This window comes from Pseudomonas sp. RIT-PI-S (assembly GCF_025642975.1).
GTDB lineage: Bacteria > Pseudomonadota > Gammaproteobacteria > Pseudomonadales > Pseudomonadaceae > Aquipseudomonas.
This window is the reverse complement of the sequence record NZ_JANZKJ010000021.1, coordinates 39,094-64,107: the sequence shown is the minus strand read 5'-3', so window position 1 is coordinate 64,107 and position 25,014 is coordinate 39,094. Positions and strand designations below refer to the sequence as shown.

26 protein-coding genes are annotated in these 25,014 nt (G+C 63.3%); 18 read left to right on the top strand and 8 right to left on the bottom strand.

Going from position 1 to position 25,014, the window contains the following annotated elements; genetic code table 11:
• Nucleotides 1-52: 52 nt before the first annotated feature.
• Together OGL93_RS21535 and OGL93_RS21530 are read right to left on the bottom strand one after the other, a co-directional pair.
• Entirely contained in the window at nt 53-1,546 is a 1,494-nt protein-coding gene (locus tag OGL93_RS21535) for a CoA-acylating methylmalonate-semialdehyde dehydrogenase (RefSeq protein WP_263265041.1), read from the bottom strand.
• A 15-nt stretch (nt 1,547-1,561) separates the two neighbouring features.
• Entirely contained in the window at nt 1,562-2,908 is a 1,347-nt protein-coding gene (locus OGL93_RS21530) for an aspartate aminotransferase family protein (RefSeq protein ID WP_263265040.1), read from the bottom strand.
• A gap of 112 nt (nt 2,909-3,020) precedes the next feature.
• On the opposite strand from OGL93_RS21530, the gene OGL93_RS21525 reads away from it, so the two are divergent.
• From OGL93_RS21525 to OGL93_RS21505, 5 genes are all read left to right on the top strand, one after another.
• Entirely contained in the window at nt 3,021-3,935 is a 915-nt protein-coding gene (locus OGL93_RS21525) for a LysR family transcriptional regulator (RefSeq protein WP_263265039.1), read from the top strand.
• A 155-nt stretch (nt 3,936-4,090) separates the two neighbouring features.
• Nucleotides 4,091-5,488: a nucleobase:cation symporter-2 family protein gene (locus OGL93_RS21520; protein ID WP_263265037.1), complete on the top strand. Its 1,398-nt coding sequence runs from the start codon at nt 4,091-4,093 to the stop codon at nt 5,486-5,488.
• 66 nt (nt 5,489-5,554) lie between these two features.
• Nucleotides 5,555-6,235: a TetR/AcrR family transcriptional regulator gene (locus OGL93_RS21515; RefSeq protein ID WP_263265036.1), complete on the top strand. Its 681-nt coding sequence runs from the start codon at nt 5,555-5,557 to the stop codon at nt 6,233-6,235.
• Entirely contained in the window at nt 6,235-6,819 is a 585-nt protein-coding gene (locus tag OGL93_RS21510; RefSeq protein ID WP_263265035.1) for a YigZ family protein, read from the top strand. The genes OGL93_RS21515 and OGL93_RS21510 overlap by 1 nt, the downstream gene beginning before the upstream one ends.
• Before the next feature lie 352 nt (nt 6,820-7,171).
• Nucleotides 7,172-7,849: an SDR family oxidoreductase gene (locus OGL93_RS21505; RefSeq protein ID WP_263265033.1), complete on the top strand. Its 678-nt coding sequence runs from the start codon at nt 7,172-7,174 to the stop codon at nt 7,847-7,849.
• A gap of 2 nt (nt 7,850-7,851) precedes the next feature.
• Here OGL93_RS21505 and OGL93_RS21500 read toward each other — a convergent pair whose 3' ends face one another.
• On the bottom strand, nt 7,852-8,943 hold the full coding sequence (locus tag OGL93_RS21500) for a calcium:proton antiporter (RefSeq protein WP_263265031.1): 1,092 nt from the start codon (nt 8,941-8,943) through the stop codon (nt 7,852-7,854).
• 136 nt (nt 8,944-9,079) lie between these two features.
• Here OGL93_RS21500 and OGL93_RS21495 point away from each other — a divergent pair, with 136 nt between their 5' ends.
• Nucleotides 9,080-10,030 (top strand): adenosine deaminase, encoded by a 951-nt coding sequence (locus OGL93_RS21495; protein WP_263265029.1) that lies wholly within the window; start codon nt 9,080-9,082, stop codon nt 10,028-10,030.
• Nucleotides 10,031-10,060: 30 nt separating this feature from the next.
• Here the strand turns inward: OGL93_RS21495 and OGL93_RS21490 are convergent, their stop codons facing one another.
• From OGL93_RS21490 to OGL93_RS21480, 3 genes are all read right to left on the bottom strand, one after another.
• On the bottom strand, nt 10,061-10,795 hold the full coding sequence (locus tag OGL93_RS21490) for a helix-turn-helix transcriptional regulator (RefSeq protein WP_263265027.1): 735 nt from the start codon (nt 10,793-10,795) through the stop codon (nt 10,061-10,063).
• A 312-nt stretch (nt 10,796-11,107) separates the two neighbouring features.
• Entirely contained in the window at nt 11,108-12,292 is a 1,185-nt protein-coding gene (locus OGL93_RS21485) for a multidrug effflux MFS transporter (RefSeq protein ID WP_263265025.1), read from the bottom strand.
• Nucleotides 12,293-12,385: 93 nt separating this feature from the next.
• Nucleotides 12,386-12,595 carry a heavy-metal-associated domain-containing protein gene (locus OGL93_RS21480; protein ID WP_263265024.1) on the bottom strand — a complete coding sequence of 70 codons (210 nt, stop codon included), beginning with the start codon at nt 12,593-12,595 and terminating at the stop codon, nt 12,386-12,388.
• A gap of 137 nt (nt 12,596-12,732) precedes the next feature.
• Between OGL93_RS21480 and OGL93_RS21475 the strand changes: the two genes are divergently transcribed.
• Genes OGL93_RS21475 through cueR form a run of 3 tightly spaced genes read left to right on the top strand, consistent with a single transcriptional unit; the run spans nt 12,733 to nt 15,805 of the window.
• A complete protein-coding gene (locus OGL93_RS21475) occupies nt 12,733-13,125 on the top strand; it encodes a hypothetical protein (protein WP_263265046.1) in 393 nt (130 codons plus the stop codon).
• A gap of 54 nt (nt 13,126-13,179) precedes the next feature.
• Nucleotides 13,180-15,375, top strand: a complete 2,196-nt coding sequence (locus tag OGL93_RS21470; RefSeq protein ID WP_263265022.1) for a heavy metal translocating P-type ATPase — start codon at nt 13,180-13,182, stop codon at nt 15,373-15,375.
• Nucleotides 15,376-15,382: 7 nt separating this feature from the next.
• Complete coding sequence (gene cueR, locus OGL93_RS21465) at nt 15,383-15,805, top strand: Cu(I)-responsive transcriptional regulator (RefSeq protein ID WP_263265021.1); 423 nt, start codon at nt 15,383-15,385, stop codon at nt 15,803-15,805.
• Here the strand turns inward: cueR and OGL93_RS21460 are convergent.
• A complete protein-coding gene (locus OGL93_RS21460) occupies nt 15,802-16,695 on the bottom strand; it encodes a PA4780 family RIO1-like protein kinase (protein ID WP_263265020.1) in 894 nt (297 codons plus the stop codon). The two genes, cueR and OGL93_RS21460, sit on opposite strands and share 4 nt — an antisense overlap.
• Nucleotides 16,696-16,848: 153 nt before the next feature.
• Nucleotides 16,849-17,643: a helix-turn-helix transcriptional regulator gene (locus OGL93_RS21455; protein WP_263265019.1), complete on the bottom strand. Its 795-nt coding sequence runs from the start codon at nt 17,641-17,643 to the stop codon at nt 16,849-16,851.
• 81 nt (nt 17,644-17,724) lie between these two features.
• On the opposite strand from OGL93_RS21455, the gene OGL93_RS21450 reads away from it, so the two are divergent.
• The 9 genes from OGL93_RS21450 (at nt 17,725) to OGL93_RS21410 (ending at nt 24,942) form a co-directional block, all read left to right on the top strand.
• The gene (locus OGL93_RS21450) at nt 17,725-18,753 is read left to right on the top strand and encodes a bile acid:sodium symporter family protein (protein WP_263265018.1); all 1,029 of its coding nucleotides are present in this window, start codon (nt 17,725-17,727) and stop codon (nt 18,751-18,753) included.
• A 94-nt stretch (nt 18,754-18,847) separates the two neighbouring features.
• Nucleotides 18,848-20,200 (top strand): 3-oxoacyl-ACP reductase, encoded by a 1,353-nt coding sequence (locus OGL93_RS21445; protein WP_263265017.1) that lies wholly within the window; start codon nt 18,848-18,850, stop codon nt 20,198-20,200.
• Nucleotide 20,201: 1 nt separating this feature from the next.
• Nucleotides 20,202-21,077, top strand: a complete 876-nt coding sequence (locus tag OGL93_RS21440; protein WP_263265016.1) for a MaoC/PaaZ C-terminal domain-containing protein — start codon at nt 20,202-20,204, stop codon at nt 21,075-21,077.
• A 56-nt stretch (nt 21,078-21,133) separates the two neighbouring features.
• Nucleotides 21,134-21,964, top strand: coding sequence for an AraC family transcriptional regulator (locus tag OGL93_RS21435; RefSeq protein ID WP_263265015.1), 831 nt, complete (start codon nt 21,134-21,136; stop codon nt 21,962-21,964).
• 89 nt (nt 21,965-22,053) lie between these two features.
• A complete protein-coding gene (locus OGL93_RS21430; RefSeq protein WP_263265014.1) occupies nt 22,054-22,635 on the top strand; it encodes a LysE family translocator in 582 nt (193 codons plus the stop codon).
• Between the two features lie 46 nt (nt 22,636-22,681).
• Nucleotides 22,682-22,987: a MazG-like family protein gene (locus tag OGL93_RS21425; RefSeq protein ID WP_263265012.1), complete on the top strand. Its 306-nt coding sequence runs from the start codon at nt 22,682-22,684 to the stop codon at nt 22,985-22,987.
• On the top strand, nt 22,984-23,733 hold the full coding sequence (locus OGL93_RS21420; RefSeq protein WP_263265011.1) for a methyltransferase domain-containing protein: 750 nt from the start codon (nt 22,984-22,986) through the stop codon (nt 23,731-23,733). Before OGL93_RS21425 ends, OGL93_RS21420 begins: the two co-directional genes overlap by 4 nt.
• Nucleotides 23,734-23,761: 28 nt before the next feature.
• Complete coding sequence (locus OGL93_RS21415) at nt 23,762-24,364, top strand: DUF4136 domain-containing protein (protein ID WP_263265010.1); 603 nt, start codon at nt 23,762-23,764, stop codon at nt 24,362-24,364.
• Between the two features lie 17 nt (nt 24,365-24,381).
• Entirely contained in the window at nt 24,382-24,942 is a 561-nt protein-coding gene (locus OGL93_RS21410; RefSeq protein WP_263265008.1) for a DUF4136 domain-containing protein, read from the top strand.
• The last annotated feature ends 72 nt before the right edge of the window (nt 24,943-25,014 follow it).

The window sequence follows — 25,014 nt, the reverse complement described above, 5'->3', positions numbered from 1 at the left end:
AAGGGGCGTCAACACTTTTGTTTCAATTAGGTGAATCCCCTCGTTTAGCGCCTTATAGGCTAGGGAAGGCGAATTGCGAAGCCTCATGGCTAGCGCGTTGCGGCCAACGCTGGGTAATCGCCTTGCGACGGGTGTAGAAGCGCACGCCGTCCGGGCCATAGGCATGCAGGTCGCCGAACAGCGAGCGCTTCCAACCGCCGAAGCTGTGATAGGCCACGGGCACCGGCAGTGGCACGTTGACGCCAACCATGCCTACCTCTATCTCGTCGCAGAACAGCCGAGCCGCTTCACCGTCCCGGGTGAAGATGCAGGTGCCATTGCCGTATTCATGATCGTTGATCAGCTGCATGGCTTCTTCCAGGCTGTCAACGCGCACGATGCACAACACCGGGCCGAAGATCTCTTCTTTATAGATGCGCATTTGCGGGGTAACCCGATCGAAGAGGCAACCACCGAGGAAGAACCCCTCTTCGTGCCCGCTCACACTGAGGCCGCGCCCATCGACCACCAACTGCGCACCGGCCTGCACGCCGTCATCTACATACCCGCGTACTTTGTCGCGATGCTGGGCGGTGACCAGCGGGCCCATGTCTAGACCACAGCTGGTGCCAGCGCCGATTTTAAGCGCTTTGATCTGGGGCGTAAGGCGGGCCACCAGCGCATCCGCAATTTGATCACCCACGCAAACGGCAACGGAGATCGCCATGCAGCGCTCGCCACAGGAACCGTAAGCCGCGCCCATCAGGGCACTCACAGCATTATCGAGGTCTGCATCGGGCATCAGTACTGCATGGTTCTTCGCTCCACCCAGCGCCTGAACCCGCTTGCCGCGCGCCGCGCCTTCCTTATAGATGTATTCGGCGATCGGCGTGGAGCCCACGAAGCTAATAGCCTTCACTTCCGGGGCTTCGATCAATGCATCCACCGCTACCTTGTCGCCATGCACCACGTTCATCACGCCTGGCGGCAACCCAGCTTCCTGCAGCAATTGGGCGATATAAAGCGTGGAGCTCGGATCGCGCTCGGACGGTTTGAGGATGAAGCAATTGCCGCAGACGATGGCCAGTGGGTACATCCACAGCGGCACCATGGCCGGGAAGTTAAACGGGGTAATCCCGGCCACTACGCCCAGTGGCTGGAAGTCCGACCACCCGTCGATGTTCGGCCCCACGTTGCGGCTGTACTCACCCTTGAGGATTTCAGGAGCGGCGCAGGCGAATTCCACGTTTTCAATCCCCCGCTTGAGCTCACCGGCGGCATCTTCCAGGGTTTTGCCATGCTCTTCGCTGATCAACTGAGCGATCTTGTCTTCGTTCTGTTCGAGCAACTGCTTGAAGCGGAACATGACTTGCGCGCGCTTGGCTGCCGGGGTGCGCCGCCATGCAGGGAAGGCAGCCTTGGCGGCATCGATGGCGCGCTGCACGGTGGCCGTGTCGGCCAGCTGTACCCGCCCGGTGGCAGCACCGGTGGACGGGTTGAAAACCTCTGCGGTGCGATCACCGGAAGTAACCAGGTCGCCATTGATCAGGTGTTGGATGGTGCTCATTGCATGCTCCGGTTATCAGTCGATCTGGTTCAGGGCGTCGCCCACTGCGTCGAACAGGCGGTCCATTTCTTCGGCGGTCGCATTGAAGGTCGGGCCGAACTGCAACGTGTCTCCGCCGTAACGAACATAGAAGCCTTTCTGCCACAGCTTCATCGCCGCCTCGTAAGGGCGCACGATGGCATCACCGTCACGCGGTGCGATCTGGATGGCCCCGGCCAGGCCGAAGTTACGAAGGTCGACAATGTGCTTGGCACCTTTTACGCCATGCAGCGCCGCTTCGAATTTGGGCGCCAGCTCTGCCGCGCTTTGCACCAGGTTTTCCTTGAGCAACAGGTCCAGCGCAGCAATGCCCGCGGCGCATGCCACAGGGTGAGCCGAATAGGTATAGCCATGGGGAAACTCGACCGCATACTCAGGCGTAGGCTGCGCCATGAAGGTCTGGTAGATCTCACTGCTTGCGATGACCGCACCCATGGGGATCGCGCCGTTAGTCAGCTGCTTGGCGATACACATCAGGTCTGGGGTGACGCCAAAGGTGGTGGCGCCGAACATGCTGCCGGTGCGGCCGAAACCGGTAATGACCTCGTCGAAGATCAGCAGGATGTTGTGCTGATCGCAGATTTCGCGCAGGCGCTTGAGGTAGCCCTTAGGGGGTGGCAATACACCTGCGGAACCGGCGACCGGCTCAACGATGACCGCGCCGATGTTGGACGCATCGTGCAGTTCGATCAGCCGCAGCAGATCATCGGCCAAGGCCACCCCACCTTCTTCCGGCATGCCACGCGAGTAAGCATTAGCTGGCAACAGCGTATGGGGCAGGTGGTCCACATCTAGCAATTGGCCGAACAGTTTACGGTTACCGTTCACGCCGCCGAGGCTGGTACCGGCGATGTTCACACCGTGATAGCCGCGGGCCCGGCCGATCAATTTGGTCTTGGTGGCCTGGCCTTTCAATCGCCAGTAGGCGCGGACCATTTTCACGGCGGTATCGGCGCACTCGGAGCCGGAGTTGGTGAAGAACACGTGGTTCAGCTCACCTGGGGTCAGCGCAACGATCTTCTCCGCCAGCTGGAACGACAGCGGGTGGCCATACTGGAACGCTGGCGAGTAATCCAGCACGCCCAACTGCTTGGCTACCGCTTCTTGGATCTCTTTGCGAGTGTGGCCTGCGCCGCAGGTCCAAAGCCCGGAGAGGCTGTCGTAGATCTGCCGGCCGCGGTCGTCGGTCAGGTAACGCCCTTGCGCCGCCACGATCATCCGCGGGTCGCGCTGGAAATTGCGGTTGGCCGTGTAGGGCATCCAATGCGCGTCCAGTTTGAGCTGGCTCGCCAGCCCGGCGGGTGCATTCTCTGGCATGTTCATCTGAAACCTCTTATGGGTGGCAGCGTGGGTTGCTGATTGCCGCTAAGTTCGCATGGGCATAAAGTCTGTAAAACCTTATTTTTCCAATCTTCAGACCGAGCCTTACTAAACAATGAGCAGACGCGATCCCCTTGCCCAAGTGAGCGACTTCGACATCCGCCTGCTTCGCATCTTCCGCAGCGTAGTGGAATGTGGCGGGTTTTCCGCGGCTGAAAACGTACTCGGCATTGGCCGCTCCGCTATCAGCCAGCAGATGAGCGACCTGGAGCAACGCCTAGGGTTACGCCTGTGTCAGCGCGGGCGGGCCGGGTTCTCGCTGACCGAGGAAGGTCGTGAGGTGTACCAGTCTTCGCTGCAACTGCTGGGGGCGTTGGAGAACTTCCGCACAGAGGTCAATGGCCTGCACCAACACCTGCGCGGGGAACTCAACATCGGCCTAACCGATAACCTGGTCACCCTGCCACACATGCGTATTACCCACGCCCTGGCGCAGCTCAAGGAGCGAGGGCCAGACGTGCGCATCAATATCCGCATGAATGCGCCCAGCCAGGTCGAGCAAGGCGTGCTGGATGGCAGCCTGCATGTAGGGGTGGTGCCGCAGGCAAGCGCGTTGTCGGGTCTCGAATATCAGCCGCTGTACAGCGAACGTTCCCTGCTGTATTGCGCGGTAGGCCATCCGCTGTTTTATGCAGACGATGCCACGCTAGATGATCAGCGCCTCAACAGCCAAGAAGCCATCGCGCCTACGTTCAGGCTCCCGGGTGACATCCAGGCGCACTATCAAGCGCTCAATTGCAGCGCCAGCGCTTCCGACCGCGAAGGCATGGCCTTTTTGATTCTTACCGGCCGCTACATTGGCTATCTGCCAGACCACTACGCCGATACCTGGGTGCAGCAGGGCCGGCTGCGCGCGTTGAAACCCAGACAACGCTTTTATGACCTTGGCCTTTCCTGGGTCACCCGCAAGGGCCGGCGCCCCCATTTAGTGCTGGAAAGTTTTCTCGAACAGCTGGCCTCCACGCGCTAGCTTTGTATACAAAACGCCTATGCTGGTGTAACCAATAGTGTTGACCCTCTGCCTTTGCCTGAAGCCCAAAACCTGAGCAGTTGGACAAGTTCTTGCAACGCGCTTTGCACATTCGCTTACAGACGTGAGTCCTCAGCCATCGGAGCAATGCCAGCATGCCCCCTGATCAATCCGCCAATCCGGAACTGCTCTACAACCTGGAAGATCGCCCCGCTCCGTTTCCGGCGATGCTCGCAGCACTGCAACATGTGCTTGCCAGCTTCGTTGGAATTATCACGCCACCACTGATCATCGGCTCGGCGCTTGGCCTGAACGCCTATCTGCCGTACCTGATCAGCATGGCCTTGATGGTTTCAGGGGTAGGGACGTTCATCCAGGCGCGCCGTCCCTGGGGCATCGGCGCTGGAATGATCTGCCTGCAGGGCACGAGCTTCGCCTTTCTCGGCGCAATCCTCTCCGCAGGCTTTATGGTCCGGCAACGGGGGGGCAGCCCGGAGGACATCCTGGCGATGATCTTTGGCATTTGCTTTTTCGGCTCGCTGGTACAAGTGGTGCTGAGCCGGTTCATCGGGCAGATGCGGCGCGTGCTTACCCCGCTGGTGACCGGCATCGTGATCACGCTGATCGGCATCAGCCTGATCAAGGTCGGCATCACCGATCTCGGCGGCGGGTTCGGCGCCGCGGATTTCGGCGCGCCGGGAAACCTTGGGCTCGGTGCCTTCGTGCTGGTGCTGGTAGTCGCGCTGAGCCGCTCCGAGTCGCCCTGGCTGCGCCTGTCGGCGATCATCATCGGGTTGGCCGCGGGTAGCGTGGCCGCCTGGTTCACCGGCAAGTTGGTCCCCCAGGCCATGCCCGACGTGCCCCTGATCACGTTGCCGGTGCCCTTTCGCTTCGGCTTCGCCTTCGACTGGGGCGTATTCCTTCCCGTAGCGTTGATTTACCTGATCAGCAGTATCGAAACTGTCGGCGACCTTACCGCCAACTGCATGCTGTCGCATCAGCCCTTACAGGGGCCTACATATGTGGCGCGGCTCAAAGGCGGCGTGCTCGGCGACGGCGTCAGTTGCATGATCGCCGCGACCTTCAGCGCTTTTCCCAACACCACCTTCGCCCAGAACAACGGGGTTATCCAGCTGACCGGTGTCGCTAGCCGCTATGTGGGCTTATATATCGGCGCCATCCTGTTCGTGCTCGGCTTGGTACCAGCGATCGGGGCGGTGCTGCAGCAGATTCCCAAACCAGTACTCGGCGGCGCGACCCTGGTGATGTTTGGCAGCGTAGCGGCGGCGGGTGTGCGGATCATCGCGCAGAACGTGCTGGACCGCCGCAATATGCTGATCATCGCCACCGCCTTCGGGGTCGGCCTCGGGATCGCCGCGCAACCAGAGCTGCTGCACCATATGCCCAAGGTGGTGCAGAGCCTGTTCGATTCGGCCATTACCAGCGGCGGGGTGACAGCGCTGCTGATGAACCTGATTCTGCCGGGCCGCTGCGAAGCCCGCGCTGTGGAGGTTACGAACGTGCCTGGGGCACCTGTGGAAAAGCACGTTTAGGCTTGTCTGTTGCCTGTGGGTGCGTTATGAACGCTGCTTAACGCCCCACAGCCTCCCGGAAAACCTATGCCCTTTCTCGTTCCCGCCCACAGCGCCCAGCCGAACGGCAAGCCCGCGAGCCGCATTCGCCAGAAGAACGAAGAGGCGATCATCAAAGCCGCCGAAGACGAGTTCGCCCGGCATGGGTTCAAGGGGACCAGCATGAACACCATCGCCATCAAGGCGAACCTGCCAAAGGCCAACCTGCATTACTACTTTACCAACAAGCTGGGCCTCTACATTGCAGTGTTGAGCAACATCATCGAACTGTGGGACAGCACCTTCAATCATCTCAGCAGTGACGACGATCCCGCCGAAGCCTTGACCCGCTACATCCGCGCGAAGATGGAATTTTCCCGGCGCAACCCCCAGGCGTCGCGCATCTTTGCCATGGAAATAATCAGCGGCGGTGAATGCCTGAACGATTATTTCAGCCAAGACTATCAACTCTGGTTCAAAGGCCGCGCCGCAGTCTTCGAGCAGTGGATCGCCGCTGGCAAAATGGACCCGGTCGATCCAGTACACCTGATCTTCCTGCTGTGGAGCAGTACCCAACACTACGCAGACTTCGCTAGCCAGATCTGCCGGGTTACCGGTAAGTCGCGGCTTACCCGGGCAGACTTCGATCAAGCGGCGGACAACCTGATCCGCATTATCCTTACCGGGTGCGGCATTCTTCCCAAGGTGCCGGCTGGCAGCCAAGCCTGATGACTTTTACCCTGTCAGGCGTTTCGCAATACCGCGAAGACATCCGCAAAAGCCGCTTTCTTGCGATCGCCGGGCCAATCGACAGCCCGGAACAGGCCCAGGCATTCCTCCAGGCAAACAGCGACCTGCAAGCGACCCATAATTGCTGGGCATGGAAACTGGGCATGCAGTACCGCAGCAGCGACGACGGTGAACCCGGCGGCACCGCGGGGCGGCCGATCCTGGCCGCGATCGAAGCGCAAGACTGCGATCGGGTAATGGTGGTAGTGACGCGCTGGTATGGCGGTATCCAGCTCGGTACCGGCGGCCTTGCCCGGGCCTATGGCGGGTGCGCCAACAAGTGCTTGCAGCAGGCCGAAAAGCACCTGCTGGTGGCCAGGGAGGCCTTCCGTTGCGAATGTACCTTTAGCGAACTGGCACTGGTGAGGCTGCGAATCGGTGAGGCAGGCGGGGAAGTGCTCAAGGAGGTGTTCGAGGCGAACGGCGTACACCTGGACCTGGCTCTGCCACCGGCAGCGATCCCCGAGCTTGCGGCGCAACTTGCACATTTAAGCAGGGGCCGCCTGCTGCTTTCCCCCTTGTAATGTTGTTCACATCTGCTGTGCGTGTGGCTGTGGATAAACTATGGGTACCTCTTTTTCGAGCAACAAACCCGGGGCTTTAACGCGGCTGTTCGTTTTTTGATCAACCCGTTTGGTACGCATCAAAACCTTTTAAGGTCAATACCTTAAGTCGCGCCCTACAGCGCCTTGATGCGTGTTTATTCCGGTTCCCCACAGTTCGTGTGAGCCTGCCTGTGGATAAGCCGTGTGTGAACCTCTACACCCTAGGAGTCACAAGGCCTCGGCAACCTTGATCATTTTTTGAACAGCGCCCGGGCAAGGCCAACCCCTCGGCTTGGCCTATGCTGTAGCTTTTTCCGACTGGAACTTCACGATGGCTAACGAAAAGCATGCACTGATCATAGGCGCCTCAAGAGGGCTCGGCCTGGGCCTGGCGCAGCGCCTGCGCACCGAAGGCTGGCAAGTCACGGCGACGGTGCGCGGCAACCCGCCGGCTCAACTTGAAGAGGCACAGATCCAGGTCGAACCGCTTGAAATGAATGACCTGGCCAGCCAGGACACCTTGGCCAAGGCGTTGGCTGGCCAGGTATTCGACATCGTTTTCATCAACGCCGGGGTCATGGGCCCCACGGGCTCTCTGGATGCGGTTACTCCCGAGGCCTTCTCTTCACTCTTCACCACCAATGTATTGTCGCCGGTGCGCCTGGCTAAACGCCTTGTGAGTAACTTGCGGCCCGGTACCGGCGTATTGGCCTTCATGAGCTCGACGCTCGGCACGGTCACCTCGCCAGACGCAGTCGAGGCTCCGCTTTACAAGGCGAGCAAAGCTGCACTGAACTCGATGGTCAATACCTTTGCGATCCAGCTGCCGGAACCGCGGCCCGCGGTGTTGTGCATGCACCCGGGCTGGGTGAAGACCGACATGGGTGGGCCGCAGGCGGACATCGACGTCGCTACCAGCGCCGAGGGTATGGTCCGCCAGCTGCAGGCTTATGCCGGACGGGCAGGCCTGCACTTCATCAATTACAAAGGGGAAACCATGCCTTGGTAGGCCTATAGCCCTAGCAACGAGAGCATGACGAAGGTGCCGAACAATACGAAATGCGTCATGCCCTCGATGGCATTGGTTTCACCATCGTTGAGGTTGATCGCACAGATAAGCAGCGTGATGAAAACCATCACCGATTGCACTGGCGTCATCGCCATCTGGAAGGGCTGACCGCTGTAGAGCGCCATGGCCTCCATTACCGGGACGGTGAGGATCACCGTGGACAGCGAGGCGCCAAGGGCAATGTTGACCACGGACTGCATACGGTTGGCCAGGGCCGCCCGCAGGGCCGTGAGGATCTCTGGCGAGGCAGAGATTGCCGCGACGAGAATCGCCGACACCACCGGCGGCGCCCCGCTGCCCTCCAGGCCCACGTCCATGGCCTTGGACATCACCTCTGCCAAAGCACCGATCACCGCCACACCAAACACCAGCACTGCGATCGATACACCGCTGGGCACAGAAGCCTCATGGGCGTCATTGGTAGGGTGCTTACGCTTTTTTTCCGGGTAGTGGTAGCTGAAGAAATAACTGTGCGGCCCCACCTGCATGCGTAGGAAAACGCTATACAGCACGACCATCGCACCGATGGTGAATGCGGAATAGACCTCCCAGCGCCCCTGCGGAATGAACTCCGGCACCACCATCGATACGCCCATGGCCGTAAGGATCATCACGCTGTAGGTACGCGCGGAGTCATCGTTATAGCTTTGCTCGCCATGCTTGATCCCACCCATCAGCGCCGCCAAGCCGAGTATGCCGTTGATATCGAGCATCACCGCTGAGTAGATGGTATCCCGCACCAAGGTCGGCGACGGTGAGTTGTTCATCATGATGGCCAGGATGACCACTTCCACCAGCACCGCGGCGAGGGTGAGGATCATCGTGCCATACGGGTCTCCCACTTTTTCGGCGAGCAGCTCGGCATGGTGCGCAACGCGCAGCGAGGCAAAGATGATCGCTACAACCAAAAGCCCTGCACTCAGCAGGGCCACGCCATGCCCGCCATGGACCATCGTCGGCTCCAGCGGATAGGCCACCACGGCCGCTACCAGCGCAAGCAACAGGAACTTTTCCTCGGCGATCTGCCTGAACATGGCAATCCTTTATTAACGGCATCGAAGTAGTACTGACTATCGCAGCGCAACGATGGTTTCGCCGCGACATTGGCGCCCGTGCGAACACCTCGTGGGCAGAGTAAAATACGCGCCAATGACTTTCAGAGAATTCCCTATGTACAACTGGCTCAACACCCTTCCCAAGGCAGAATTGCATATGCACCTGGAAGGCTCTCTGGAGCCTGAGTTGCTGTTCGCCCTGGCTGAGCGCAACCGCATCGCGTTGCCGTGGGCAGATGTGGACGCCCTGCGCTCGGCTTATGCATTCAACAACCTGCAGGAATTTCTCGACCTCTATTACCGAGGCGCGGATGTGCTGCGCACCGAGCAGGACTTCTACGACCTGACTTGGGCCTACCTGGAACGCTGCAAGGCGCAGAACGTGGTGCACACCGAGCCGTTCTTCGACCCGCAGACGCACACCGACCGGGGCGTTGCCTTCGAGGTGGTACTCAACGGCATCACCGCCGCGCTCAAGGACGGCCGGGAAAAACTCGGCGTTACCAGCGGGCTGATTCTGAGCTTCCTGCGTCACTTGAGCGAAGACGAAGCGCAGCGCACCCTGGATCAAGCCTTGCCATTCCGCGACGCCTTCGTGGCAGTCGGGCTCGATAGCTCGGAGCAGGGCCACCCGCCTCGTAAATTCCAGCGTGTTTTCGACAGGGCCCGCGCGGAAGGCTTCTTCACTGTGGCCCACGCCGGGGAAGAAGGCCCGCCGGAATACATCTGGGAGGCGCTCGACCTGCTGCACATCCAGCGCATCGACCACGGCGTGAGGGCAATCGAAGACGAGCGGCTGATGCAGCGGATCATCGACGAGCAGATTCCGCTGACCGTTTGCCCGTTGTCGAACATCAAGCTCTGTGTGTTCAACGACATGGGGCAGCACAACATCCTCGACATGCTGGAGCGGGGGGTGAAGGTGACCGTCAACTCCGACGATCCGGCCTATTTTGGCGGCTACGTCACCGAAAACTTCCATGCGCTGCATACCCACCTGGGGATGACCGAAGATCAGGCCCGCCGCTTGGCCCAGAACAGCCTGGACGCGCGGCTGATCAAGTAACCCTCGGTTCCAGGCACTCTGCACCTCGCCTCAGGCGGGGAGCAGAAGGCGGTTTCCGGCGTTTACCACCGGCCGGGCCAACTGGCCCAGTTCACGCTGGCCGGCGCGGGTCATCCGCAGCGCTCGGCTGTCGTCCTGACGCTGGACCCACCCTTTTTGCAGGAACAGTTGCAACAGGCTGGCGCCTAGTGCTCCGCCCAGATGCGGCTGGCCATCGCACCAGTCACAACAGGTCGTGACGCTCAGGCAGCGGCGCTGGGCGAATGCCTGCACATAAATCCCGCTGGCCGCCAGCTCGAGCACGCCACGCGGGGTAAGGCTCGCTCCGGCTTCGGTGACGTCGACCCAGCCAGCTTCAACGAAGCGCTGATAGAGTTGGTTGGCCACTTCACCGCCTAGATGATCCTTGCAGATTCTCGCCTTGCGCAGCGCGCCAGCCGCGCCCGGCAAGACACCCGCGGATGGTGAGGCTTGCTCGGGGCCACGATTCAAGGCGGGGACCGACGCCAGCGCCTCCACGGCCATCCCGACTTCCGGCGCGGCCAGGCGGAAAAACCGCTTCCGCCCCCGTGCCTCGCGCTTGAGCAAACCGGCGGCAGAGAGCTTCGACAGGTGAGCGCTGGCCGACGAGGGCGTCAGGCCCGCCAGGATGGCCAGTTCATCGGCCCCTCGGGTAGCGCCGTCGATCAAGGCCCACAGCATCGCGCTTCGCTTCGGATCGGCAAGCAGGGTAGCGATCCGGCTGATGCGAGGTACGTATTCCATGTTCATTCACTCCCTGTATGAAGGCCGGCAACCACGCGGGCGCCAGCGGGTCCAGCGCATTATAAGCACGCCTTTCAGGGGGAAAATTGGCCGAGGGAAGGCGGGCCGGGGTGCCCTTGCAGCGCTCGGCTAAAACAGCGCTGCCGGCAAGCACATGGGTAGACCGGCGCTGGCCGAAGCGGCTGAACGATAACGGGGGGTTGCCTTGGTACAAGACAATCAAAGGGCAGAAATGCCCGACAGCAGGAGGTAAGAATACCTACGCCGCCAGTCGGGCGGTCGCCGGTAACCAAAGCCTACGCAGCGACTATTTCAGTGTTGCGGTCGGGCATCGGCGATTCTTTTTGTCAGCAGCGCCGCCAGCACGGTGAACACGCCGCAGCCGGCGATAACCATGGCCATGGGCACCGCTGTTCCGTCAGCCAGCGCACCCACCAGGCTGGACGAAACCGCCGCGATCACAAACTGCAGGAAGCCGAGCATGGCTGAAGCGCTGCCAGCCCGTGGGCCCTGCCCTGCCATGGCGCAAGCCGAGGCGTTGGGAAGAATCGCGCCCAGGCTGGCGATACAGGCAAACAGAGGTATGAGCAGCGGCCATAGGTGAACAGGCCGCAGGGCGGTGACTGCCAGCAGGAGCGCCCCTGCGCCGAGGTAAACCCACACCGTTCGCCGCAACAGCGTTTGCGGGCCGAAGCGGCTTAATAATCGAGCGTTGATCTGCGCCACCAGAATGAAGCCCGCCGCGTTAGCGCCGAACACCCAGCCAAAGTGCTCGGTGGGAATACCGTAGAGCTTGATCACCACGAACGGGGAACCGGCGATATAGGCAAACATGCCAGCGATGGCGATCCCTCCGGTCAGGGCATGCCCCAGGAAGGGCAAGTCTCCCAGCAGCCGCGCGTACTGCCCCATGGCGCCGCTCAGTGGCAAGCGGGGGCGATCCTCCGGCATGCTCTCTGGCAGGCCGAGGAAAACCGCGGCCGCGCAGCAGCCGCTGAAGAGCGTCAATGCCAGGAAAATCGACTGCCAACCGCTGGTATTGACCAGAAAGCCACCCAGCACCGGGGCAAGGATCGGCGCCAGGCCCATCACCAGCATCAGCTGCGAGAACACCTTCGCCGCGCCGATGGTGTCGCATTTATCGGTAACGATCGCCCGCGCCAGCACCATGCCAGCACAACCGCCCAGCGCCTGCACGAAGCGCAGGATCACTAGCGACTCAAGGCTCGGCGCGAACGCACACCCCAGCGAAGCCAGCGTGAACACTGCAACGCCCACCAGCAAAGGCACGCGCCGGCCGAACCGATCAGCCACCGGGCCGTAGATCAACTGGCCGAAAGACAAGCCCAGAAAGTAGGACGCCAGGGTGCTCTGGATGCGCGTTTCGTCGGTGCCGAACGCCGCTGCCATGGCAGGGAAACCGGGAAGGTAAAAGTCGATGGCCAGCGGGCCAAAGGCGCTGAGCGCGCCGAGGATCAGGATGATTCGAAGGTTCATGAGAAAATCGATGGCAAACGTAGCCACTTAGTGTAGCGCGAGCGCGATGGAAGATTCCGAAAAACCCTGGGCATCGCGCCCCGAAGCAACGGCCTAGCGAACCTCGCCCGCTGGCTGCGCCGTGTAGCCACTGTCCTGTATGGCCAGCAGCAGCCGCTCCACCGGCAATGCGCTATTGATGCCAACGCGCCCGGCGGCGAGATCGACTTCCACCTGGGCGGTGGCATCCTGGCTGCGGATCGCCTCGCCCACGGCCTTCACACAGTGTTGGCAGGTCATGCCTTGTACGCTGAAATATTGCATCGTCGTCTCCTGGGTAAAGCCCCGAGGATCGAGCTTACCGCCATGGCAAGGTCAAGTTTTTCGCCAAACTGCCGGGCTGGTAATCCATGACGGGCTCCGCCAAGCTTGAAGGGTCGTTCTCCTCAGGAGCCACCATGATGCGCCGGCCTGTCCTCTTTCTTTTCGCTTTGCTTGGCTTTTTGCCCCTGGCCCCGGCGCTAGCCGAAGGTCCGCAAGGGTATGGGGTGCTCATCATCTCGAGGGAGCGCCTCGAAGTCGGCACGCCCTGCGAAATCGGCCTGTATATGCAAGACCAACTGGTGGGCAGGCTGTTCCCCGAACAGACGGTTTCCTACAACCTTCCCCCTGGCCCTTTGGTGGTACGCCTGCAGATCCTGCCTGGCAACGCCGTCGGCTGCAGCCCAGGCATCGTCGGCGAGCAACGCTCGATGACCCTGACGCTGCACGCGGGGGACATCCAGAAATACCGCATCGCCACCGGCCCGGACGGTCTGTACCTAAAGGCAGCGCCGCTCGACTACGCCCCTTGACCTTGCCAGCGGGGTAAGGTTGAGGCTTGATGCGTCCAGAAGGAGGCATGAAGCATGGCGGAGCCCGCAACCCTAGAATTACTCATCAACGGTATGTCCTGCGCCAGCTGCGCCGGGCGCGTGGAACGTGCGCTCGCTAAGGTGGCCGGGGTGCGTAGCGCCAGCGTGAACCTCGCCAGCGAGCGAGCCCAGGTCAGCCTGGATCGAGGCCTGGAAGCCGAAAGCTTGATCGAAGCGGTGGAACAGGCTGGTTATCACGCCCGCGTGGCGGCAGACCAGGCCGCGGATGAACGCGCCAGACGCCTGGATATCGCCCGCGAGCATGCGTGGCTCGCGGTGGCGCTGTGCCTGGCGGTGCCATTGGTGCTACCCATGGTATTGATGCCCCTGGGTATCCAGTTGGTGTTTCCCGCTTGGGTACAATTCGCGCTGGCCACACCCGTGCAGTTCCTCGCCGGCGCGCGCTTTTACCGGGCAGCATGGCGGGCCCTACGCGCCAAAGCCGCGAACATGGACCTGCTGGTTGCCTTGGGTACCAGCGCCGCGTATGGCCTGAGCCTGTTTCTCTGGGCCCGCGCTCAACCCGGGCATGCGCCCCACCTGTACTTCGAAACCGCCGCGGTGGTGATTGCCTTGGTGCTGTTGGGCAAAACCCTCGAATCCCAGGCCAAACGCCGCGCCACAGGTGCCATCCGGGCGCTGCAAGCATTACGGCCAGCAACGGCTACCCGTCTCGAAGCGGGCCAACCGCAGGTGGTTCCACTGGCCAGCCTGCGCCAGGGGGACCGCCTGCTAGTAAGGCCCGGTGAACGCTTTGCCGCCGATGGCCGCGTGCTCGAGGGCCAGAGCCACGTCGATGAGGCCCTGCTCACCGGCGAGTCGCTGCCGGTGCCCAAACACCCTGGAGATGCCGTCAGCGGCGGCGCGCTCAATGGTGAAGGCGTGCTGGTGCTAGAGGTCACCGCTACCGGCGCGCAAACCCTGCTCGAGGGCATCATCGCCTTGGTAGAAAGTGCCCAGGCGGCGAAAGCGCCGGTGCAACGCACCGTCGACCGCATCAGTGGGGTGTTCGTACCGGTGATTCTGCTGCTGGCAGTCGCCACTTTCCTTGGGTGGTACCTGACCACCGGGCACCTCGAACAGGCGATGGTAACCGCCGTCAGCGTGCTGGTGATCGCTTGCCCGTGTGCACTCGGCCTGGCCACCCCGGCAGCGATTCTCGCCGGAACAGGCGTTGCGGCCAGGCATGGGATCTTGATCAAGGACATCGGCATCATAGAAACAGCCAGCCGTGTTCGCGCTGTGGCCTTCGACAAAACCGGCACCCTCACCCAAGGTTCGCCAGAGCTCGCCGCTGCCAGTGCCGAATGCGGCAGCGAGGATACCTTGCTGGCGCTTGCTGGCGCGCTCTCCCAGGGCAGCGAACACCCGTTGGCCCGTGCGCTGCAACGCGCCTGCGGGGCGCGGGGGCTCACTTTGGCGGTGGCCAGGGATGTGAACGCGCTTCCCGGCCGCGGCATCGCCGGGCACGTCGATGGCCGCCAACTCACCCTGGGCAGCAGCCGCCTGTTGGAGGAGCTTCAGGCCGAGGCGCCAGCGCTGCAAGCGCAGGCCGCAGCCTGGGAGGCCGAAGGCATGAGCGTTTCCTGGCTGCTGCAGCAGGCGCCAGGCGTGCATGTGCTCGGCGCCATGGCGTTTGCCGATGTGGTGCGCCCCGAGGCAGCGGCCACCATTGCGCGCCTACAGCACCAAGGCATCGCTTGCCATTTGCTCACCGGCGACAACTCCGGCAGCGCACGGCAAATCGCGCAAGCGGTCGGTATCGACCAGGTGGAGGCTCGCATGCTGCCAGGGCAAAAGGCAGCCAGGGTCGTTGAGCTGGGGGCGAGCGGGCCGGTAGTGATGGTTGGCGATGGCATCAACGACGCCCCGGCACTGGCCGCGGCCAACATCGGCATTGCCATGGGCGGTTCGACCGACGTGGCGGCCCAGGCCGGCGCGGTGCTGCTGGCCCGGTCAGACCTGGCCCTGGTGCCGGCAACGCTCGAAATCGCCGCGCGGATTCAACGCAAGATCCACCAGAATCTGTTCTGGGCCTTCGCCTATAACCTAGTGGGCATTCCTTTGGCCGCGTTCGGCGTGCTCAGCCCGATGTTCGCTGGGGCGGCCATGGCGCTGTCGAGCGTGAGCGTGGTCTGCAATGCCCTGATGCTCAACACGTGGGCGCCTTCCACTGACCAGCGAGGATAACTTGCCCATGCAAGCTCTAAACATCGGCCAGGCCGCGGCACGCAGTGGCTTGAGCGCAAAAATGATCCGCCACTACGAGCAGATCGGCCTGCTTGCACCAGCCTCGCGCAGCGCCAGCGGCTATCGCCTTTATGGGCCCGAGGCACTGGATACGCTGGTGTTCATCAAAAGCGCCCGGGCGCTGGGCTTTAGCCTGGAGGCCGTGGGTCAACTGCTCGCGCTCAAGCGTGACCCGGGCCGGGCCAGCGCCGATGTGCAAGCGCTCGCCAGGCGTCATATCACTGCGCTGGACGAACGTATCTATGAGCTGACGGCGCTGCGCGACGGCCTGCGGACGCTCGTCAGCCAGTGCCAAGGCAACGACTCACCGCAGTGCGCGATCCTCGACGAGTTGGCCGCTGGCAGCGTGCCGGCGGCCGCTGGCCGTTAACGCATCCAGGGCGGGGTCGGCTCCTCACCGGTGCCCGGGGGGGCGTCCAGCTCGGCGCGGGCAGCCTGGCGGCGCGCCTCGTCTCGCTTGACCGCTTCGATTTCGCGCATCACAGCACGCACGTCCGCGCTGACCTCGGCTTCTTGGTACACACCGCTGAGAGGCGTTTCCGGGACCAGGGTGCCGGCCTTGTATAGCGCCCACATCTCCTTGGCGTAGCGGGTGGCCTTCAGTTCCGGTGCAAAGCGGCCGAAATACTGGGCCATGTTGTTCACATCGCGTTCCAGCATGCTGAACGCGTGGTTGTTGGCGGCGGCATCCACGGCCTGGGGCAGGTCGATGATCACCGGGCCGTCCGGGCCAAGGAGTACGTTGAACTCGGAGAGGTCGCCATGGACCAGCCCGGTGCACAGCATCAGCACGATCTGCCGAATCACGAAGGCGTGGTATTCGCGAGCCTGGTCGGCGTCCAGCTCAACGTCATTGAGGCGGGGCGCGGCATCGCCATGGGCGTCGGTGACCATTTCCATCAGCAACACGCCATCGAGGAAGTCATAGGGCTTGGGTACTCGCACCCCCGCCCCGGCCAGGCGAAACAACGCACTGACCTCGGCGTTTTGCCAGGCGTCCTCGGCCTCCTTGCGGCCGTAGCGCGTGCCCTTCGCCATTGCTCGGGCCTGCCGGCTGTTGCGGGTCTTGCGGCCCTCTTGGTATTCCGCTGCCTGGCGGAAGCTGCGCTTGTTCGCTTCCTTGTATACCTTGGCGCAGCGTAAGGCATTGCCACAGCGCACCACGTACACCGCTGCTTCCTTGCCGCTCATCAGCGGGCGCAGTACCTCGTCAATGAGGCCGTCTTCGATCAAGGGTTCAAGGCGTTTTGGCGTCTTCATCGGTTGCTTATGGGTCCTTTTTAACCGAACAGCAAAGGGTGTGAGGCGAAAGTCGCGCCGCAGCGCCGGAATGCTCTCCCAGCGGCGTTACGAATGCAAACGCCTCGCCAGTTTTGCAGCGTGCGTAAAACCAGTGACCCACTCGGCAGCAGGCTAATTCCCGCGAAATACCTCGCCCGGCGTGGTCCCAAACAATGTTTTGAACGCCGCAATGAATGCCGAAGTGGATTCATAGCCACACGCAAGCGCCGCTTGGGTCACGCTGCTGCCACCTTGCAGGGCGCCAAGCGACGCCAGCAGCCTTACCCGCTGCCGCCAGGTGCGGAAGGTCAGGCCGGTTTCCCGTTGGAACAGCCGGGCCAAGGTTTTCTCCGACACATTTAGCTCCGTCGCCCAGGCGGTCAGCGAGTTGGCATCGTCGGGCCGCGCGACCAAGGCCTCGCACAGGCCGAGCAACCCTGCATGCCGAGGCAGCGGCACCGAAAAAGACACCTCTGCCAGCCCATGCAGTTGGTCCACCAGCACCGTGGCCAGGCGTGCCTGCGCGCTGTCGCCGAGCGGGTAATCCGCTGCAAAGGCGGAAAACGCCTTGATCAGCTCCCGTGTCAGCGGCGTCACTTCCAGCACGCGGCAGCGCGGAAAAGGCGGCCCCGCCACGGTTTCATCTACGTACAAACTGCGCATTTCCGCCTGGGCGGACGTATTGACCCAGTGCTCCACGCCCGCGGGTATCCACACGCCCCATTGGGGTGGGGCGAAGTAGCTGCCGTGTTCGGTATGCACCGCCAGCACCCCGCTGATCGCATAAGAAAACTGTACCCAGGGGTGCCGGTGCCGAGGCGTCCACGAGCCCGCGCCCAGCCGCTCCGCCCGGGCGAACAACGGCCTGGGAAGTTGAGTAAAGGTGGGAATCTGCCGCGCAGGTGGAAGCTGTCCGTTTGGCGTCATAGGCTGGCTTTTTGTCGCAAGACGGCTAAAGCCACACACGTTACCTTCCTACGCCTGCTACGTCACTCTCCGATGGTCCCCATGGCTTTGTTCCGACATCTTAAAAAACTGCTCACCGACTGGTTCCTCTGCGGCATGGTGCTCGCGACCGTGCTCGCCTGGGTTTTTCCCAGTTTCGGTGGTAGCGGTGGGGTGTTGCATCTGGACAAGGTGATCAACGCGGGGGTGTTTTTGGTGTTTTTCCTGCACGGCGCCAACCTTTCCAGCGAGCAGATCGGCCGAGGCCTGCGCAACTGGCGCCTGCATGCGATGGTGCAAGGCTTTACCTTCGTGGTGTTCCCGTTGCTCTGGCTGGCGGCTGACCACCTAGGCGCTCAGGCATTGCCGCCCATGTTGATGCTGGGCTTCTTATACCTCTGCGCGTTGCCGTCGACGATTTCCTCTTCCGTGGCGCTCACCGGCAGCGCCCGGGGTAACGTGCCGGGCGCCATCCTTAACGCCAGCCTGTCCAGCGTGCTGGGCATTTTCATCACGCCCTGGCTGGTCAGCCTGGTGGTGGGCAGCGGCCAAGGCGGTATCGACCTGGGGCCGACGCTGCTGGACCTGAGCCTGATGCTGCTGGCGCCCCTGCTGCTGGGGCAGGCGGTACGCCCATGGCTGGGGGGCTTCTTTGCCCGACACAAGCGGTACACCAACATCCTGGACAAGTCCGTCATCCTGCTGCTGGTGTACTCGGCGTTCTGTAATTCCATGCTGTCGGGCTTGTGGGAGCGGCAAAGCGGCGCTGTGATCCTGGCAGCGTTCGCCGGCAGCGCCCTGTTGTTGGCTGTGGTGCTGCTGCTCACGACCCAAGTGACCCGCTGGCTGGGCTTCGATCACGGTGATCAGGTTGCTGGCGTATTTTGTGCCAGCAAGAAGTCCTTGGCCGCCGGTGCGCCCATGGCGGCGCTGATTTTCGGCCAGCATCCGGCCCTGGGGCTGATTTTGCTGCCGATCATGATCTATCACCCGATGCAGCTAGTTGTGTGCTCGGTCATGGCCGAAGCCTATAGCCAGCGGGCCAACGCAGCGGCGCAAGCCAAGGCTGCCGGTACCGCGACCACGGGCTGAAGCGCGCGACCAACGGGTGCGGCGGTTCGCTTGGTGGATCGAACGGCTAACGGGGCATCGTGTCCGATGCTGTACCTCAGCATGGAGAACCACCATGGCCGACCCCTATGTCCGCTTCGCCAACTCCGAACTCGGCCGGCGCATCGTCGGCGCGGTGGGGCTGCCGAGCCCTGCCCGGCTGGAGCGATGGCATAGCCAGCGGCAACGCGAAGTCGAAGGGGCATTGCTGGTAGGCGGCGGGCCGTTGGCCATTGACGTCGCAGGCTGGGCCGCAGGCTTTGCCGAAGCGGTTTATAGCGTGCCGCCATTGGACCCCGCCACGCCGGCCTGGTCGCAAGACCAAGGGCAACGGCCCAAGGCCGTGGTCTACGATGCCAGCGCGTTGCGCACCCCTGCAGAGCTGCAGCAATTGATGGCGTTCTTCCAGCCTTTGCTACGTGCGCTGGAGCCCTGCGCACGGGTGGTCATCCTCGGCACGGCAGAAGAAGCGCTGAGCGACCCCATCGCCCGGGTCACTCAGCGGGCACTCGAAGGGTTCAGCCGTTCCCTGGCCAAGGAGCTGCGCGACGGCGGCACCGCGCAGTTGTTGTATGTGGCCGAAGGAGCCAAGGACCAGGTCGAAGGTGCGCTGCGCTTTTTGTTGTCGCCTAAAAGCGCCTATGTAAGCGGCCAAGTGCTGACCCTACGGCCTGCTGCTGTCCACACCACCCAATGGCCCCGCCCACTCGAAGGGCAACGTGCCTTGGTGACTGGCGCAGCACGGGGTATTGGCGCCGCCATCGCCGAAACCCTGGCCCGCGATGGCGCTAAGGTTGTGCTGCTCGATGTGCCCCAGGCCCACGCAGAGTTGGCCGCGCTGGCGGCACGGCTGGGCGCAAGCGCGCTCAACCTCGACATCACCTCAAGCGAGGCGGCGAGCGAGTTGTTGGCCGCGCTGCCTGAAGGCGTGGACATCGTGGTGCACAACGCCGGCATCACCCGGGATAAAACCCTGGCCAATATGACGCCTGAATTCTGGGACCCGGTCATCGCGGTCAACCTGGAGGCCCCACTCCGCCTCACTCAGGCTCTGATCGAGCACAAGGCCCTTGGCCCGGCGCCCCGCATCGTTCTATTGAGCTCGGTCACCGGCATCGCGGGCAACCGCGGGCAAGCGAACTATGCAGCCGCCAAGGCCGGGCTGATCGGATTCGCCGAGGCCATGGCCGAGCCCTTGGCTGCCCAGGGCGGCAGCATCGTGACGGTGGCGCCGGGGTTCATTGAAACCAACATGACTGACCGCATGCCGTTCGCTTTGCGCGAAGCGGGCCGGCGCATGAGTGCGCTCGGCCAAGGCGGCCAACCCCAAGATGTGGCCGAAGCCGTGGCCTGGCTGGCCCAACCCGGCGCGGCAGCGCTCAACGGGCAAGTGCTGCGTGTGTGCGGCCAAAGTTTTATGGGAGCTTGATATGACCCTCGCCTGGCAACTGCTTGATACCCCACCACCGGTGGCGGCCCTGTACAGCCGCGCCGCACTGCGCCGCAACAAAGTATTAGGGCGCCTGTTGCCCAGCCAAGGGCTACGCGCCTGGCTGTCGCCCAACCCGCAAAAGGTCAAAGCCTACCGAGCGCTCTGTGGTTATGCCGATAGCCCCCTGCTGCCGCCGACGTACCCACACGTCATGGCCTTTGGGCTACAGCTGGCGCTGCTGACTGACGCTGATTTCCCATTGCCCCTGCTGGGCCTGGTGCAGCTGCGCAACGACATCCGTACGTGGCGCCCCTTGGGCGGCATCGCCCGGGTATGCGCTAGCGTGCACGTCGAGCAGTTGCAGCCTCATGCGCAGGGCGCGACCTTCACCCTCGTCACCCGAATGGACGATGCCTTGGGCCCGCTATGGGAAGAGCGAAGCCTGCTGCTATGCCGCGACTTGCACCTGGACGGCGTGCCGGAGCCAGAGCTGGTGCCAAACACCCTGCTGCCGCTAGAAGAGGTGAGCCACTGGCCGGTGCCTGCCGACGTGGGCCGGCGCTATGCCCGGGTCGCTGGTGACCTTAACCCTATCCATCTGGGCGCCATGGCCGCTCGGCTGTTTGGCTTCGATCAGGCCATTGCCCCGGGCATGTGGACGAAAGCCAGGGCACTGGCGGGGCTCGAGGGGCATCTCCCGGCGGCGCCGCTGGACATCCGCGTGGCGTTCGACAAGCCCCTGCCACTGCCTGCCGAAGCCGTGTTGAGCGCCAGCGTGGCAGGCTCCAGTGGGCAGTTCCGCTTGGCGGGGCGTGACGGTTCTACCTACCTGTCTGGGGAATGGTCGCCGCCAGGCACTGCACAAACCTTCTAGCCAACGGCGGCGGGCTGTGGGTAACTGCGCCAACGCCGCCGCTGTCTTTGCCGATCATGAACAACTGGATCAACCTCGCCCACGACCGGGAAACCGGCATCGAAACCCTGCATGCCCATTTCCCCGGGCATGTGCACGCCTATGACCCGCACTGGCACGACACTTACTTGATCGGGATCACCGAGCAGGGCGTGCAACGCTTCAACAGCCGTAAGGTTCGCCACGACAGCACCCCCGGCAGGATCTTCATGCTGGAACCGGGGGACATTCATGACGGCGACGCCCCTAGCGCCGACGGCTTCACCTACCGGATGCTGCACCTGCAACCCGCCTGGCTGGAGCAATCCCTGGGCGGGCTGTTCGGTGACCGCCCAGGAGGGGTGCTGCCTGGCATCGGCAGCGTGCTCCACGACGACCCCGGCCTGGCCCAAGCGCTGCTGTTCGCGTTCAATGCCCTGCATCAAAAAGAAGTACGCATGGTGCGAGATATCGCCCTCGATGGCCTGCTCGAACGCCTAGCCGGCCATTTACGCTGGCCGCAACGGCTGCCTGTAGATGCGCGCGCCCCTGTCGTGGCCAGGCGGGCACGGGATTACCTGGTTGACCACCATGAGCAAGACATCAGCCTGCAGGCGCTGGCCAGTGCCTGCGGCACCGACCGCTTTCGCCTGACCCGGGCATTCAAGGCGGCTTACGGCCTGGCGCCCCATGCCTGGCTGATCCAACTACGCCTGAGCCGCGGGCGGCGGTTGTTGGCCGCCGGGGCCCAGCCTTCGGAGGTGGCCATCCGCTTGGGCTTTGCCGATCAGAGCCACCTGGGCCGCTGGTTCCGCCGGGCTTACGGGATCAGCCCTGGCGCGTATCAACGCTACCTGCTCGGCGCCTAACCCCCCTGCTTCAAGGGCTGCACAAGCCTTCGAGACGCAGCACTAGCGCCTCCTCACACTGGCTGCTGATTCTTCTTCAGGGCCGTCCCATGCTTGCCTTTATCCTCTTTGCCTTCGTGGCCTCGATCACCCCCGGGCCAACCAACCTGATCGTGCTGAGCACCAGCGCGAGACGCGGCTGGCGCGCCTGCGTGCCGATCATCCTCGGTGCCTGTGCCGGCGCCGCATTGGTCGTCTGGCTGGCAGGGACCGGTGCCGGCAGCGCTTTGCTGGTGCTGCCAGGGGTGAGGCCGGTAATGAGTGCCCTGGGGCTGGCATGGATACTCTGGCTCGCCTGGCAAATCTTCACTGCCCCGGTCACGCCAAGGGCGGCGCAACAGGACAACGCTCGAGAGCTCGGGCTGCTCGGCGCGGCCCTGCTGCAATGGGTGAATCCGAAAACCTGGCTGATGGCTCTGGCGGTCGTGGGCGTGTTCACCGCGCAGGGGCAACCGTTGAACGCGCTCTGCCTGGCGTTTTTCCTGGTGTCGCTACCCTGCATGAGCGCCTGGGCGCTGCTGGGCGTGGGTACCTCGCGCTGGCTCGACAGCCCAGCACAAATGCGCTGGCTGAACCGTGGCCTGGCCCTGCTGCTGGCGATTTCATCCGTCGCCGCACTGCTGCGTGCTTGATTCCAGGCCGCGACCCGCTGAAGCTATGGGCCTCCAGGAGAGGCCTATGAACCTGCAAGAACTGACCACGCGCCTGCACCGCATTCGCGACGCCAACCAATGGCAACCCTTCCACAGCCCCAAGAACCTTGTAATGGCCGCCAGTGTAGAGATGGCCGAACTGGTAGAGATCTTCCAATGGCTCAACGAAGCGCAGTCCCGCGAGCTGCCTGCTGAACAGTTGGCGCATGCCGGCCAAGAAATCGGTGACGTGGTGCTCTACCTGTTGCTGCTATGCAGCGAGTTGGGGTTGGACATGAACCAGGTGGTAAGCGCCAAGCTCGCCGACAGTGAACGGCGGTTCGCCCGATGAAAGACCGCCATTTCGACGAGCTGGCCGTACGCTTCGCCGAGAAGATCTACGGCGGGGCCAAGGGAGCCATCCGCCTGGCCGTGCTGCAAGCGGACCTACTCGAGGCCCTGCCCGCGCGGCCACTGCGGGTGCTGGACGTGGGTGCCGGCCTGGGCCACATGGGCGCCTGGCTGGCGGCCCAGGGGCATCGGGTTACCCTCGCCGAGCCGGCCGCGCCGATGTTGGCCGCTGCCCGCGAGCGCTTCCTTGAAGCGGGCCTGGAAGGCACCTTTATTCAAGCGTCGTGGCAAGAGCTTGCCGAACAACCCGGTGAGCCCTATGACCTGGTGCTGTGCCACGCCGTGCTGGAGTGGCTGGCCGACCCCACCGCGATCTTCCCCGCCCTGGCCCGTTGGGTGGCGCCGGAAGGCTGGCTGTCGTTGGCGTTCTATAACCGCGATGCGCTGGTGTACCGCAACCTGCTCAAGGGCCACTTTCGCAAGCTGAGAGAGAACAACCTGGCTGGCGAGAAGCAGAGCCTCACCCCACAGATGCCCCTTGACCCGCGCGAACTGGAAGCGCAACTCGCCGATGCCTGGCGGGTCGAATGCCGTAGTGGGGTGCGGGTATTTCATGACTACATGCCGGCCGAATTCCAGGCCAAGGCCAGCAGTACCGATCTGGTGTCCATGGAGCTCGAATACCGGCGCCATCCGGCCTTTGCCGGGCTGGGGCGCTACCTGCACTGGATATGCAGGCCCTGCTGAAAGGGCCTCGACGCCCGGAGAACCCCTCATGCACTGCCGCCTTGCCGCTTTGCTCAGTTGCCTCCTTTTAGCCGCCTGCCAGGGGCCCAACCCCTACGTGGCCAGCTCACTGCCTCTGCCGCCGGCTCCAGCAGCCGCGGCGCAAACGCTGGATATCAGCGCCTACCCCGCCGCACCGCGGGACTACGGCCGTTATCGCAGCTGGAGCTGGGTCAACAATCAGCTACCCAGCGGCACTACCTGGGCTGCCCCCGAACAGATCGCCGAAGCCGTAAGCACCGCCCTTGATCAACGTGGCTTGCGCCCTGCCCGCAACGCCCCGGCCGACCTGCGAGTGGCGGTGGAGCTGCGCCAGGAGCGCCGCCTGCAGCAGGTGCAAGATAACTACGACCCTTATTACGGGCCCGGTTACCGACCTTACGGCCCCTATGGCTATTACGGCGGGCCGCCAACGGTGCGGACCTACGAGATCCAGGTCATGGTGGTGCGGCTGCACCTGTTCGACGGCGTGACCGGCCAGGAGGTCTGGGCTGCCGCGGCAGACACCGCGGCCCAAGGCAGCCAAAGCCAACAGGTCGACGCCCTACGGGCCGCGGTGGGCCGCGCGCTCGCCACCTATCCCCCAAGCTGACTTCAGTGGAGGTTTTCATGCGTGCCCCGCTACTGCTCATCTGCACCCTGACCGTGGCCTTAGGCGGTTGCCAGACCGAACGCCCCAACCGCGACTACGACACCACTCGGGATTTTGCTGCCTATCGCAGCTGGAGCTGGCAGGAGCCCGCCTTGCAGTACCGCCCGGATGATCCCCGCGTGCGCAGTGACCTGACCGAGCAGCGGCTGCGCCAGGCGGTGGCCGAACAGCTCGACCAACGCGGCCTGCGCCAGGCGCAGGGCGGCAAGCCAGACCTGAAAGTGCAAGCCTGGCTGATCGTGGACAACCGCCAGCAGCAGATCACCACCAGCTATGGCGGCCCTTGGGGCCCGGCCTGGGGAGGGCCCTGGATCGGCCAGGGCTGGAATGAAACCCGCAGCGTGGATTACCGGGTCGCCACACTGCAGCTGGACCTGCTCGATGGCCGCGATGGCAAACTGGTGTGGCGGGCCAGCCAGGAGCAGGTAGTCACCGATGACAACGCGGACCCCGAACAGCGCGCGCAAAAGCTGCGCCAGGCCGTCGCCCGCCTGCTGCAGCAATACCCACCGCGTTGAAGGCTACGGGAACGGGCAACGCCCGCGAACCGGGGTGGCACGGTTCGCAGGCGTTGCCAGATGCAACAAACA